Source organism: Paenibacillus sp. W4I10 (assembly GCF_030816325.1).
GTDB classification, from domain to species: Bacteria; Bacillota; Bacilli; order Paenibacillales; family Paenibacillaceae; genus Paenibacillus; species Paenibacillus amylolyticus_B.
Genome location: NZ_JAUSXX010000001.1, coordinates 4,135,611 through 4,149,752 on the forward strand (window position 1 = coordinate 4,135,611; position 14,142 = coordinate 4,149,752).

The following is a 14,142-nucleotide window of genomic DNA, read 5'->3' on the forward strand; positions in this document are numbered from 1 at the left end:
GACCTTGCCTCCATACATATTCTAATACCGCTAGTTTTCAAACAATACACTTATTCGCCACCGCTACCATCTTCGCAGGCATCTCTTCCCGTAGTCGCCATACAAAGCTCATCGGTTTGTTCCCTTCATGACTCACATAGTCTGCTTCCCCCAAGAAAACAAATGGAGACGTATAGCCATGCTCCTCCTTATACTCCCGCACGAACAGCACAATCCGATTGCCTGTCTCGCGATGATGGATGTACCGCTGCGCCGTAGCCGTATGCTCCGACACCCGGCTCTGTGTCTGCCAGTGGAATAGCCGCTCGTTGATCGCATAATCCTCATAAAGCGTAGATGGTGAGAAATCTTTGTCCGATTTGTTCAGTGTAATGAAGAAGATATCCGTCTGTTCATCGGCAAAATACTTCACGCCTTCACGGAAGGCGGGTGATTGCTGGGCGTTCCAGTAACCGAAAGCGGCAAGCACTTGGTCGATGGAGTACATACAGTGGATATCCAGTGGACAAGTGTACGGGAACGAATTGCTTTTATCCACAAATCGCAGATGAGCCAGATTATAATGGAAAATATCCACAAGCTCTGCTCGGAATGCTTCACAAGACAGCACACGCTGCACACCCTCTTCGATGCTGCTCAACCCTAGTTTCTCGGGCGCAGCCCGGTGGAAAGTGTAATAGAACATAATCAACATGCGCTGTTCATCAGCGTTGGTCGGTTCTTTCCCTTTTTCAATAAAGTCGATCAGGAACATTAGCCAGCTTCGGGAGTTGATCGTCAGCACAGATGGCAGTCTGCGTATGTACTCATCCTGCTCACTCTCGATTGGCTCTGTCAGTCCGGCTTCGGCCAACATACCCCGGAAATACCTTTTCCCCGTACGTCCACCATAGAATTCAACTAGTGTCATCCCGTGATGCTCCACAAAATGAGCCAAGGTCAGCGGCAGTCCGGTGTCTTGCTGGAACGTTTGCAGCTTCTGGATCAACGCTCTGCGATTACGACTCATCTGCTTGAGGTTACGCATAACGTAATCCTTCGCCTGCTTCTCCAATTGAATGAACGTGCCGCGTGGCAGGTTCGAAAAGCCGTTCTCGACGTAGTACGAGATGGAATGTTTGGTGGCGCCGATCAGGGCGCGGAATTTATCCTGGAACCTGTACTCCTGATGCGCTTGTCCGATGAAGTCGAGCACGGTCAGGCACTCTTTGCCCTCCGCCATCCGTAGTCCACGTCCCAACTGTTGCAGGAATACGGTCAGACTCTCGGTAGGACGCAGGAACAGGATGGTGTTCACTTCGGGTATATCCACACCTTCATTGTACAGATCAACGACAAAGATCATGCGCAGTTCCCCGTTTACCAGTTGTCCTTTCGCAGAATGACGTTCCTGTTCGCTCGACCCACCATGCAGGGCTATGGATGGAATGCCGGCTTCGTTAAATATTTTTGCCATATACATCGCATGATCCACCCCTACGCAGAAACCAAGCCCCTTCACATCGTCCAGATCGGTTACGTATTTGTTCAGACTTTGGATGATCTGGTTGGCACGGATTTTGTTATGAGTGTAGAGCTTTTCCAGTTCGTTCAGGTCGTAGCCTTTACGCGACCACTTCACCTGGGACAGATCGACGGTATCGGTGACGCCAAAATATTGAAAAGGACTCAGTAGCTTCCGATCAATCGCATCGGTTAGGCGGATCTCGGCGGCAATCGTATGATCGAAGTAGGCGGTAATGTCTTTGCCATCCATCCGTTCAGGCGTCGCGGTGAGTCCCAGCAAAATCTTCGGTTCGTAATGGGACAACAGCTTCTGGTATGAAGGTGCAGCCGCATGATGGAATTCATCCACAATGATGTAATCGTAATAGTCTGGGCTGGTGATCTCCGTCAGCTTCATGGAGTTAAGACTCTGAATACTAACAAACAAGTGATCCAGCGCCTCTGCTCGGTAATTCCCGACATGCAGCTCACCAAAGTTCATATCCTTCAGGATATACCGGAACGTGTCCCGACTTTGCTTCAAAATTTCTTCCCGATGGGCGACAAAAAGCAGCTTTGCTCCCGCATGGCTTGCCCGGAATCGCTTGTAGTCGAAGGCAGAGATGACTGTTTTGCCAACACCTGTGGCGGCGACGATTAGGTTGCGGGTTCGTCCATACAGCGTACGCTCGGCGTCCAGCTGTTCCAGCACTTCCTTTTGATAATCGTAAGGCTGGATGTCGAGGTGAAAGTGGTTGGACTGATCTTTTTTACGATTCAGAGCCGCCTTCAACTGTGCCTCATGGCCTTCATCCTCAGCCTGATACCGCGTAAATTCACGGTCATTCCAGTAACTCTCGAAGGTCGCTTCAATCTTGCGCAGCACGTCGAGTGAATCCTTCTCCGTCACCTTGAGGTTCCACTCCATACCACTGGTCAGCGCCGGGTTGGACAGGTTAGAGGAGCCGACATAGGCTGTAGTGAATCCAGTGTCACGATGGAAAATGTACGTTTTGGCGTGCAGCCGAGTCACTTTGGTATCATACGAAATCTGGATCTCTGTGTTAGGTAATTTGCTAAGTTCAGTGATGGCCTTCAGGTCGGTTGCTTCCATGTATGTAGTTGTGATGATCCGCAGCTTGCCACCGCTCGCCGTGAATTGTTGAAGCTGTTCCAGAAGTAGGCGAAGCCCGCTGAATTTGATAAACGATACCAGCCAATCGATCCGATCGGCTGTCACGATCTCCTTTTGCAGCTCCAGTAACATACTCGGTTCGGACTTCGCACCTGTGAACAAAGAGCTTTGGGAGATCGGCGTATCTGGACGAACGATTTTGGTATCCCGGACCGCACGAATGCTGTTCAGCTTGGAATACACATGGGTCAGCACTTCCCCCTGCTCGTCCAGTTGCAATTCATTGTACTCTTCTTCCCCCAGTGTGCCTTTCAGAGTAGCAATAATCTCATTACACGTTCGAATCTGCGCCAACACTGCTGTCTTATCTTCCGTCTGTTCCCTTACAATCTTGAGCGCTCGCCGGGTCACCGCCGCCAAATACGTGGACAGCAGTTTACGTGCTTCCTCTGCATCTAGCTTCTCGGTCCCGATGTTGTACACATCCGGGTCCAGCGCCGAAATCTCTTGCCTGGTGATGGTGTTGATAAGCTGTTCATATATGCCTTGTTTCATGAATGTACCTCGTGTGGGTGTAGGATGGTTGTGGATAGTTCTCTATGTATATGGTTAGCTGAAAATTGCTTCTTCTATATTATCGACCAATCTGTGGAAGATTTCATTATTTGTTTGATTTCATAGGAAAAAACACCTCTACTTGTGGTCTGGTAGAAGTGCCTGCATAAGTTAACTCTATTATGTTCATCCGCCATTTTCTCTGCATCCACTGAATACCATTATGACGCAGAGCTCAACTTCCTTTTTGCCGCCCAATAACTCCAAGCTTTGAATAATACAAACAACAATGCAGCCATAGTCAAATTCATCCCCATCTCCATCACACGCTGCACATTCCCTTCCAGGAAAACGCTGTACCCCTGAGTGACCGAGGAACTAAACTGATCTGACCCAAAACATGCATAATAGAGACTAAACATCAGCATATGAACAAAGGTATACAAGATGGAAAAGACAAATGGAAGAATGGATATATACTTATTTCTACTTATCACAAAAATGATGAGTGCCTGTGCAGCCAAGAACACAGCGGCGATCAAGGTGAACTCAATTCCACCTGACGTATGAAACACGCCACTAAAAAACAATTTTTCAAACATGTTAAATGTAAATCCTTCACCCCAATAATAGTACATCACCTGAAAATAAGCTTGCAGATACCCTAAAGTGAAGAACAGGGGCACAGATAACAGGCAGAGACGATCCACTCTTTTGCGTGTAAACACAAGACAGGCAATTAATGCACACACCGTAATGCAAAGAATAGGTACCAGTTCGATATAACGGTTATGCACAACATATCGATTCGCGATTAGTCCACCAACCAGTGATACAATGAAAAGGATCAAACCTGCCAAGGCATAGCCAATAATCGTTTTCATGTTGAATCCATACGTTTCTTTGGTTATCGTTCTGCGCAGTTCTGAGATGGAACCAAATTGTTGAATGGAGCTTTCAATGGCCTCAGCTTCAGACAATCCCTCATGCTTTAGATAATCCACCGAGGAATGTAAATGAGCAGCCATTTCTTCTCTCCACTCTGCTTTTTCCCTCTTGGTCAAAAACGTAAATCGAAGTACTTTATCCAAATATTGCTCAATGACTTCCATGAAGATCCCCTCCCAAGAATATATTGATAATCTTGATGTTCTCGGTCCATGATGACCGCAATGTATCGAGTTGAGTTTGCCCATCAGGGGTGATGCGGTAATATCGCCGCCGCGGTCCACCCACTTGCTCTCCCCAATAACCTTCTATGTATCCGTTAGCCTCCATTCGTTTCAGTGCGGGATACAGCGTACCTTCTTTCAGATCAAACTGACCGTTCGTCTCATCTTGCACCGTTTTGGATATTTCGTATCCATATGCGTCCTTCTTACTCAGTACAGACAATACAATTCCATCGATGTATCCTTTGATCATTTCATTTCTCAGCTTCACACACCACCTACTATGCATTTCTATGTAGTTAAGCATAACAAACAAATATTGTAAAAAGCAACATACGACAATTCTTTTCTTTTGACGGAATGCAATATGAAGTGCGACAGTTCCTCTGTGAAAGATTCGTGAGGGTTCTCCAACCCAAGCATTTTTGTGATCAGTGATTCATTAGATCGAGTGAATGGGCGAGATCTTCATTTTGAAAGCTACAATCCTTCAATTTATAGAAAAAGCACCTCTACTTATGGTCTGGTAGAAGTGCCTGATCTTAATTATTGTGTTTCACTTAAATGTTTTTGGATCTATATAGCACCAATCATTATCGTAGGATGCTTTTATCTTTTTCATATCATCCAAGTTATAAAACCAATCTTCCTCAATCCATACTTTTGCATCAGGAAATTCATTCAAGAATAAAAAAAGGAATTTAAATAACAAATCTTCATTATCATCAAAATCACCAGATACTACTGTTTTGAAGTAATCTATTTCTGGAAAGTCCCATTCAAAATTAACAAGTTTATATGGGTATGGTTCATCCGCTATCCCAAAACATAGTTGTCTGTCATAGCTATCTTTTAAGGGAATATCACTAATGCAAAACTCGCAATATTTTAATTTCAAGTCATCATCGATCTTTTTCAAGTCATGACTATGAAATAATCCTTCCCTGTTACATAACTCATCTAGACGGTGTATTAATTTATTTATTTCAACACTTTCTCCACTTCTAAATACAATTGCTGCTGATGTCCCCATTATTTCAATACTCCTCCTAATTCATCTAATGAATTTACAACAATAACACCTGAATCTTTTAGAGAATCTATATTCTCTTTTACGTATTTATTCGTCAAATCAATTGGCTTGTCAATGTAGACAATAACTTCTTTCATATCATGATTGAAAAACTTAGCATTGCCTGAATTAATATACTTATCTATCTGTTCCATGTCTAAGGCAGCTGTAGACTTTTTCACTTCAATAATCTGTTTACTAGTAACAACATCTAAATCTCCTGCAACCTCATTCTTTGTAATATTGTTTGCTTTCAATGCAAATCCAAGCACTTCAATTCTTTGTTGAACATACTCCCCTACCCTTCCCTCAAGGGCTCTACCTGGATTAGGACTTTTTAACGAACTTTCGATTGCGTTTGGTATATTTTTAGGATTTTGTTCAATCCAACTAATCTTATTTCCTGATGGATTAGTGAACTCAACTTCTATCCCTTTATTTGTTCTAATCTTTACAGGTTCATTGAGTGTGGAAGCTCCCTCTCTTTTACCACCAGCCCCTCCAGACTCCGGCTTACCTCCACCAGATCCAATGTCATCCTTCGAACGAAAAGCTTTGCCAAACAAAACGTAGGCTAGAGCCTGCCCCGTCATCGCTCCACCGTAATACCCTGCTCCACTCTCATCGATCTGCTTCTTCTGCTCTTCTACAAATTGCTCTATATCAGATCTCGCCGTTCCCGTGCCCCAGGCAGTATCCCATGCAAACTGAATACCACGCCCAACGTCCACAACTCTGCCCACTGTCATGGCATATGCCACACTGCCTAATGTACTGAATGGGTTATCGAAGAAAGCTTCTGCCGTCTGGCCCATTCCCGTTATTGTTTCTCCTATGGATTTATCTAGCAGCCCTACAGCAAAATTTCGCTTTAGTTCTTCTGGAATGTACAGCGCAACCTCGCCTGAACCATCCGTTGTTCTGAAGTTCATTGCGATAAACGTAAACTCTTTCTGGATTTCGTCTAACAGCCCGAGTGTAGTCGGGAACACTTCTTTCACCTGCATAAAATCCCAGAAGAAACGCTCTCCTGTCACACCCGACCAATCGGATTGCAACATATAGATCGATTTCTCCAGTTCCCAGACCATTCGCTCCAGTTCCTGTTTCTTCTGCTGGACCAACCGGGCCTTTTCCTCCAATAGATCGGGATGTACCTCGATTCGCTGCATTTCCTTATCACCGCCAACCTGACCATAGTAGTTATGCCTAAATTTTAACAAGTGAGAAGGAGGATTGGAATCAAACGGAGGATTCATTTTCTTGTTAAAAATTCAGTAGTCAGGAAACATTCATTAGCCAGATATTTTGCGCGTTCGTGCATGTTTTATTTAATTGATGTACATCACAATTGGGTGGTGATTGTGTTGATAAGCTGTTCAATATGCCGTGTTTCATGAATATACCTCGTGTGGGTGTAGGATGGTTGTGGATCGTACTCTATGTAGACGGTGAGCTAAATTAGTAGTTTTGATTTCATAGAAAAAGCACCTCTACTTGTGATCTGGTAGAAGTGTGGATATATTATCTCCTGACAAACTGGAATATGTCCACACTTAAGGGGTTAATCCGCCTTTCCCAAGAAAACATTATTTATGCAAGTTCACCAATTATAGCGAATATCATGCAGTTCATTGCTCAGATCCATAAATATGGTGTATTCAATCAATTGATAAGCCCTCAACCTTCTTAGTAACTTTCATATAATAATAGTGAGAAAGGGGGTGAGAACTATGCCTATTGTCAAACCCTTTATGGCTTCCAGAAGATTTACTGCTACAGCAGGAGATGGTACAGGTGTCGGCGTTGCATATAACATTCTTGCTACTGCCACCACCAATGATGCCGGTGCTGCTGCCACAGCCTTTCCAACTGCACCTGCATATTATAATCTTTATATTAATGCTCAGATCCAATCAGCTGATACTTCAACTGCTACCACTACTGCAATCACTATTCCTGATGGAGACACACTCGATCCAGCGACTCCAATTGTAATTGAATTCGTTGTAAACTAATTCAAGAAGAAAGTTCCAACAACTCCTTTGTTCGGAGTTGTTGGCATTAATCACTAAATACATACCCAACATGCACCCATTTTGTTCGGTTCCAACTTCAGAAATTACTACCTCAATCTCTTCAATCTGCGATTTTTTCTCAACGAAGAACCCCTTGTACGCTTGAAATTCATTTTTACTTAAAGCACCTTTCACCATGTCATTCAAATTAAGTTAATGGTGCGGAATGGTTCTGACAAGCTTTAAGACACTTCGAATTGTACGATAGTATATGTGGTAGATCAGAGAGTAGTGAAAGCGAGTTGCGAGGAGATTTGACTATTTTTGATCATTTTTAACCATTTGTTATATTCGCTGTTAGTTGAATTGTCTCAAGAATGATCGGCGTTCCTGCAAAGAGTACACCGCTTTGTGACGGGAAGGACAACATATCGGCACTTACGTCGTATGAGTTGCTCGGCTGGACGATCCCGTTTATATAAAAATTGTTGAAGCTGGTAAGTCCTATTCCGGCAAATTCGGTTACTCTACCGCCTTCGTTTTCGATGAATTCCCCGGCGGGAATCGTAACCGAGGCCGATAAATCCAGATCGTTGTCTGGAAAATAGAAGTACCGGTTTACCGTAGGAATAATCTCAATGCCGGGCACGCTGCCCGGCGGGCCTTGCTCACCAGGAGGACCAACGGGGCCCTGGGCTCCGGGAGGGCCCGGCAAGCCCTGCTCACCAGGAGGCCCTACCAAGCCTTGGGGTCCGGGAGGGCCCGGCAGGCCGCGCTCACCAGGAGGCCCTACCAAGCCTTGGGGTCCGGGAGGGCCCGGCAGGCCGCGCTCACCAGGAGGTCCTACCAAGCCTTGGGGTCCGGGAGGGCCCGGCAGGCCGCGCTCACCAGGAGGTCCTACCAAGCCTTGGGGTCCGGGAGGGCCCGGCAAGCCTTGCTCACCTGGAGGTCCTACCAAGCCTTGGGCTCCGAGGCCTCCCGGCAGGCCGCGCTCACCGGTAGGCCCTGGTGGACCTTGAACTCCTTGCCCCCCCACTAGACCTTGCATTCCAGGCGGTCCAACAGTCTTCATTTCATGTTGTCTCACCGGAGCGAGCCGGGGCCCGGGCTCCAAAAATGCCGGGTTGACGCCGATCCCCCTCGGCAAAGCAATGACTTTTTTGTCCCAGGTGATTTTTTTTTGTCTTAATGGACGCTTCTGCCGGAGAGAGCGTCGCTTTCTCCGACAAGGTTTATGGATCATATAGCATTTCCTGAGTTTTCCCGGGGATTTGTTTCTGCATTTGTGTGTTGAACGTCTGGACCTTAATTGGCTGGGCGTAGCTATCCTCTTATTCAGATGCCTCAAAATGATCACTCTCCTTAGACCAGTGCGCACAGTGTATATGCCCTATATATATGCCTTTAGCACATTCGGAGAGTGTGCGAATAACTATGGAAGAGGCCCATTAAAAAAGACAGCTGCGCCACTAAAAAATTCCAATGCTCGTAATTGAAGACACTAGCCTTCTTTCGCTTGAAGGCGGGATATCACGCCATTTTATACCAACATATTAGGCATGAAGGTAATGGAATTCGGTCAAGGCCGAAAAGCATTACAGTTTGGACAGCAGAAGATCAATTTGCATGAACGGGGCAAAGAGTTCGAGCCGAAAGCTCATACCCCTACGCCAGGTTCGGCAGATCTTTGTTTTCTGGTCAGCACACCTCTAGAAGAAGTGATTCTCCATCTCACACAACATCATACGAAGATCGAAGAAGGTCCGGTGGAACGCACGGGAGCACTGGGACCCATTCGTTCGGTGTATGTACGTGATCCTGACGGAAACCTGATTGAGCTGTCCAATGCTTTGTACAGATAATTCCACTATTCCTCACCTTTATAAAAGCACCAAAAACCTGCACAGCCTCGGCTTCGCAGGTTTTTCGGATTTATGAAATTTATTAAGAGTTTGCATGTGGATACATCTCATTTACAACTTAGGCATCGAAAAGGGATTCTCTTCATTCTCACACCCGGTTAACACGTAAAAAATATGTCCCTGCTCACTCTTCATTGTCCCGATCCCTTTGCAGGTGTCGGTCTTCATTCCCTGTTTGGAGCCATAGGCATCCCTTGAGTTATCGTAAGTCGATTGAATAGCTGTACCATCATAGATCAATTCCTGGATAATGGGCCCACCTTCAATGGTATACATCGTTACACGAACCTGATCCTGCTGTTTTTTCTTCACATTTTTCATAAATGTGTCCCACTTATCTTCGTTCCGTATGCCTCCATGAAGCACAACCACATCCCCGCTTTGCTCCGCTTGCTCTGGATTATGGGGCTCGATAATTTCTGGAAAAGCTTGCGTAATTCCGGAAGCATTCGTTTTTGGATCATTTGCTTCACAAGCAGTTAACAGCATTAAAGCTAACGATAGGATAAGCATACTTTTTCTCATTCCATCACCTCATCTATGAAACGGTTCAATACTATCCTTTGTTGCATGATTATGCTTAATTTGTCATTTATCTGTAACTTCCTCGTTGTCCCGAACGTTTAGAATCATAGAAATGTATAAACAGGAACGAAAATTTTAGTGATTTATCATTCAGCAGGAGGTTTATTTAATGACGTTAAAAACAATGCTCGGTGTAGCAATGGCTCTATCTGTACTAATATCCACCCATTCGGCCAATACAGCGGCTCTAGCTTCAACGAACGAACCGCAGTCAACCGGATTAGCCCATGAAATGGAGCGCTCCTCCCTAACATCTACACCTGTTCTGCTCATTGCTCCAACTCAACATGAAGGTCGTTCCGCATACAACGGCAGCTTCACAATGGCTGCTTCCAATGGAACAAATGCCAACATATCGATTGAAAACAACAGCAAACAAACGGTATATGTGAAGATGTATGTAAATGAAGTAAGTGAACCTATGGAAACATCTATCAGCAGAAATAGTGATAAAACGATAAACCTGCTTGCATTACAAGACACGGATATTAAGTTGTACATCTATAGCAGAATAGGTCATCACTTAGATCTCTCAGTTGAAGCAGAGCAGTTTGATTGATGCGTTCTCTCACAAATACATACAAGAAAAACCCTTCACGCAAACGATTCAGATACACGTTCCCATGAACCGATGCCTGCTTGAAGGGGTTTTATATTTCGATCACATTTATTTCTCGAATCGGAACCAGCCGAAGTCAAACTGACTGCCTGGCAGGAAAATAAAGCTTACTTTTTGCACACCTGTCACTTGCTCAAGCTCAAACACCCGCTCCTCATATCCCCCTGACTGGGTGAACTCAACCAGCTGGTTGCTCTGTCCGTCCGCACCTGCGAAGCGAATATGAATCGTATTTTTATCAATTGGTGAATGACCGTAGATCACGAGCTTTGATGTGCCTTCTGCCGTAAAGTCCATGTTCTCAAACTCCAACGACACGTTGTTACCGATACCTTCAACACGGTCACCCTCAATTTTAAACGTATCTCCGTAGAGATGATCACAGGATGCAGCCGCATTCTGTTCAAAGGCCCGACTCTGACGTTCGAAGGAGAACCCTTTAATATGAATCTTCTGTTTCAGCACAAAACAGATCGACGTGATCCCGCTAAGGCGTTTGGACAATTGGTAAGTCTCTTCCTGGTACACATTCCAAATAGACTCTTTGTCATACACCACATCTGCGATCATCGTGCTTCCTTCTTCATCCGGCATACCTTCCCAGATCTGAATGAAGTACTCCTCACTAGATAGCGTGAAAATAGGAATCGTTATGGTATCGGAGCCGTAAGGTCCGAAGTCAATATTACGGAAGCCTACATGCGTCTCTCCATCTCGACTTGTCGCTACCCCGCGCTCATTGCCGTTACCCACATCACCTTTGGTGTAATCGTACAGTCCGCCCGTGATGAAGCCGTATGGATCTTTGTAGGCTGTACCGAGACCGTCCGCCTTGAATTCCAGCTGGGAGATGAGTTTTGTTTTATCCGTACCATTCGTACTGGTAGCGCGAAGTCGGAACGCCCCGTCACCAATCGCTGATACTTTCACCGTATATTGATTCTCTCCATTGCCATCCGTTCCCGCAGGAATGACCTCCACCTTGGCAATGTTGGATTCGATGCCGCCATCATTCACAGCAGCCCACTCGATGTCCCGATAGGACGTGTTCTCCGGATACAGTTTGGCCGTTACGACCAGCTCTGGATTGGACGGATCGAGCAACTGTCCTGCTTTACTGATGATCTCAATTTTCCGCAAAGGAATCTCCTGAGCGTTGCCAGTTAGCACCGGACGTTCTTCATTGTTCATGAAGACAGGTTGTACTTGTTTCTCATCATTAAGTTCAGCCGCCACAACTAGAGATTCAAATTCAGCCGTAGCTCCTTCCAACCCTTCGGAAGAAACTTCAATCCGCACCGTTCCAGGTTCATTTGTCGCTCCGATGATAGCCATCAGTTTGCCGCTGAATAGTCTTCTGCTCAACCCTTTGTATGGATCGTAGTCCGTGCTGTCCCCGTTATCCAGACCCAGCAATCGTCCTGCACCAGTCACCTGAACTTGCACGCGATTGTTCGCATTGTGCACCGGATTACCCGCTTCATCTTCCACATCAATTTCTACAAAAATAAGGTCTGTGCCACTGGCTTGCAACTGCTCCCGATCCGCTTGCAGACGAATCTTCTTCGCATCCGTATAGGATCTTTGCACATCAGTTGCAATGATCTCACCGTTCTCATCGTAAGCGATCGCTTTCAGCTCACCCTCTTCGTACGGCACTTTCCACCAGCCGGATAGCTGTGTTCCATTGGCATGATCGATATCGTACGTGCCAATGGTTTTACCGTTGAGTTGCAGCTCAATCTTCGGCGCGTTGCTGCACACGCGTACATCAATAATCTGACCCGGGCTGAAATCCCAATAAGGGAACAGGTGAACCATCGGACTTTTCTTATAATCCGTCCAAGCCGCTTGGTAGATGTAATAAGAGTCTTTCGGGAACGTTGCTGTGTCCAGCTGTCCAAAATACGAATTCTTCGTATGATACGGTGTCGGTTCTCCGATATAATCGAATCCAGTCCACAGGAATTGGCCCAGCAAATACGGTGTATCCCGCTCTGCCAAGATGCAGTATTCTGCCGACTTCGCGCCCCAGCTGGTCGTACTGTTACCCAAAGCCGAGCACTGCTCATCGTCATCTGCCAGAATCGGTTGTTCGAACGGGAAGTGATAAATGCCACGACTCTGCACCACAGAAGACGTTTCACTACCATAGATAATCCAGTCCGGATGCTCCTCATGATGTTTGTCGTAATATTTTTCCGCGTAGTTGTAGCCTGCCAGCTTCACGATATCCGCGCATTTTTGTGCATTTTCCCATGGCATATAGTTCGAACCAATTGTCACACCAGCATTGCCTTTTGGATCAAATTCCAGCACATAATCCATCAGCATCCGGGTTACTTCCTGTCCACGCTCATCCGCATGGGTATCGTAAATCTCGTTCCCGATACTCCACATGATCAGGCTGGCATGGTTACGGTCGCGTTTCACCCAACTCTTCACATCGGTATGCACCCACTCCGGGAAAAATCTCGCATAATCGTATGGAGTTTTGGCACGTTCCCACATATCAAAGGCTTCAGACACAACCAGCATACCCATCTCATCTGCAAGTTCCATGAACTCTTTGGCAGGCATATTATGCGCGGTGCGGATGGCGTTAACACCCATTTCTTTGAGCAAAACGAATCTTCTACGCAATGCAGTCAGGTTAAACGCAGCTCCCAGAGCCCCGAGATCATGGTGTTCACACACGCCGTTCAGCTTCATCTTGACTCCGTTCAGGTGGAACCCTTCATTGGCATCCAGCTTGATATCCCTGAATCCAATGCGCTGTGATACCGATTCAACTGTCCGATCTTCCTGATCATCCGAGGTCAATCGCAGCTCCGTCACCAGTTCATACAGATGCGGTGCATCCGGGCTCCACAGGTTAGGATTCACAACAATAAGCTGTTGGCTATCTGTCGCTGCAACCGCTTTTTCAACCACCGAAGCCGTAACATTCGCTTGGCTGGATGCCACCACCTGACCTTCATTCCGGATCGTATGCACCAGCTCTGCTTGCTGACTCTGTTCAAGGTTCAGCTCCGTATCTATTTCCACCTGCCAGCCATCCGTCTGTTGCTTGATTGATACATAGATCCCATCCGTAACAATATGGTTGCGATCTCTCGTCTTCAGCCACACATGGCGATAGATTCCGGCACCGGAATACCATCTGCTGTTCGGACTCTGATGCACCACTTTGACCACAATCTCATTGTGCCCTTCCACCAGTGCATTCGTGATCTCATGTTCAAAAGCAGAATAGCCATACTTCCACTCCCCAACCAGCTGCCCGTTCACATACACCGAAGAATCCATGTATACGCCATCAAAACAGAGCAAAAGCTGCTGCTCATCCTTCGTGTAATGGAACGTCTTACGGTACCATCCAATGCTGTCTTCATACAGTTCAAGCGTATTATATATCAGCCAATCATGGGGAAGTTCCACAGGTTCATATACCAGACCCGCAGGTTCCGTAACATCCAGCTTACTTTTCGCAAATTGCCATCCATCATTAAATAGTCTCTTCTGATTCATGGTAGATTCTCACTTTCTTGAAGTAAATTATGATTGCGGTTACAACAG

At 45.9% G+C, this 14,142-nt stretch carries 11 protein-coding genes; 3 read left to right on the forward strand and 8 right to left on the reverse strand.

All coding sequences use genetic code 11. The annotated features are described in order from the left end of the window. Positions 1–37: 37 nt before the first annotated feature. The 5 genes from QF049_RS18630 to QF049_RS18650 all read right to left on the reverse strand — a co-directional run bounded on the left by QF049_RS18630 (position 38) and on the right by QF049_RS18650 (position 6,678). Positions 38–3,175, reverse strand: a complete 3,138-nt coding sequence (locus QF049_RS18630) for a DUF3427 domain-containing protein (protein WP_307539594.1) — start codon at positions 3,173–3,175, stop codon at positions 38–40. Positions 3,176–3,396: 221 nt separating this feature from the next. Continuing rightward, positions 3,397–4,287, reverse strand: a complete 891-nt coding sequence (locus QF049_RS18635) for a permease prefix domain 1-containing protein (protein ID WP_307539596.1) — start codon at positions 4,285–4,287, stop codon at positions 3,397–3,399. Beyond that, positions 4,274–4,618, reverse strand: a complete 345-nt coding sequence (locus QF049_RS18640) for a PadR family transcriptional regulator (protein ID WP_307539599.1) — start codon at positions 4,616–4,618, stop codon at positions 4,274–4,276. Before QF049_RS18640 ends, QF049_RS18635 begins: the two co-directional genes overlap by 14 nt. A 285-nt stretch (positions 4,619–4,903) precedes the next feature. After that, positions 4,904–5,380 (reverse strand): hypothetical protein, encoded by a 477-nt coding sequence (locus QF049_RS18645; protein WP_307539601.1) that lies wholly within the window; start codon positions 5,378–5,380, stop codon positions 4,904–4,906. Next, entirely contained in the window at positions 5,380–6,678 is a 1,299-nt protein-coding gene (locus QF049_RS18650) for a WXG100 family type VII secretion target (RefSeq protein WP_307539603.1), read from the reverse strand. The genes QF049_RS18645 and QF049_RS18650 overlap by 1 nt, the downstream gene beginning before the upstream one ends. Before the next feature lie 474 nt (positions 6,679–7,152). Here QF049_RS18650 and QF049_RS18655 point away from each other — a divergent pair, with 474 nt between their 5' ends. After that, on the forward strand, positions 7,153–7,437 hold the full coding sequence (locus QF049_RS18655) for a DUF4183 domain-containing protein (RefSeq protein ID WP_307539605.1): 285 nt from the start codon (positions 7,153–7,155) through the stop codon (positions 7,435–7,437). A gap of 334 nt (positions 7,438–7,771) precedes the next feature. Here QF049_RS18655 and QF049_RS18660 read toward each other — a convergent pair whose 3' ends face one another. Then, complete coding sequence (locus tag QF049_RS18660) at positions 7,772–8,485, reverse strand: DUF4183 domain-containing protein (protein ID WP_307539607.1); 714 nt, start codon at positions 8,483–8,485, stop codon at positions 7,772–7,774. Positions 8,486–8,966: 481 nt separating this feature from the next. On the opposite strand from QF049_RS18660, the gene QF049_RS18665 reads away from it, so the two are divergent. Beyond that, on the forward strand, positions 8,967–9,299 hold the full coding sequence (locus QF049_RS18665; protein WP_307543327.1) for a VOC family protein: 333 nt from the start codon (positions 8,967–8,969) through the stop codon (positions 9,297–9,299). 111 nt (positions 9,300–9,410) lie between these two features. Here the strand turns inward: QF049_RS18665 and QF049_RS18670 are convergent, their stop codons facing one another. Then, positions 9,411–9,884 carry a DUF4362 domain-containing protein gene (locus QF049_RS18670; protein WP_307539608.1) on the reverse strand — a complete coding sequence of 158 codons (474 nt, stop codon included), beginning with the start codon at positions 9,882–9,884 and terminating at the stop codon, positions 9,411–9,413. 169 nt (positions 9,885–10,053) lie between these two features. Between QF049_RS18670 and QF049_RS18675 the strand changes: the two genes are divergently transcribed. Continuing rightward, the gene (locus QF049_RS18675; protein ID WP_307539610.1) at positions 10,054–10,503 is read left to right on the forward strand and encodes a hypothetical protein; all 450 of its coding nucleotides are present in this window, start codon (positions 10,054–10,056) and stop codon (positions 10,501–10,503) included. 108 nt (positions 10,504–10,611) lie between these two features. Here the strand turns inward: QF049_RS18675 and QF049_RS18680 are convergent, their stop codons facing one another. After that, positions 10,612–14,094: a glycoside hydrolase family 2 TIM barrel-domain containing protein gene (locus QF049_RS18680; protein ID WP_307539612.1), complete on the reverse strand. Its 3,483-nt coding sequence runs from the start codon at positions 14,092–14,094 to the stop codon at positions 10,612–10,614. Positions 14,095–14,142: the final 48 nt, after the last annotated feature.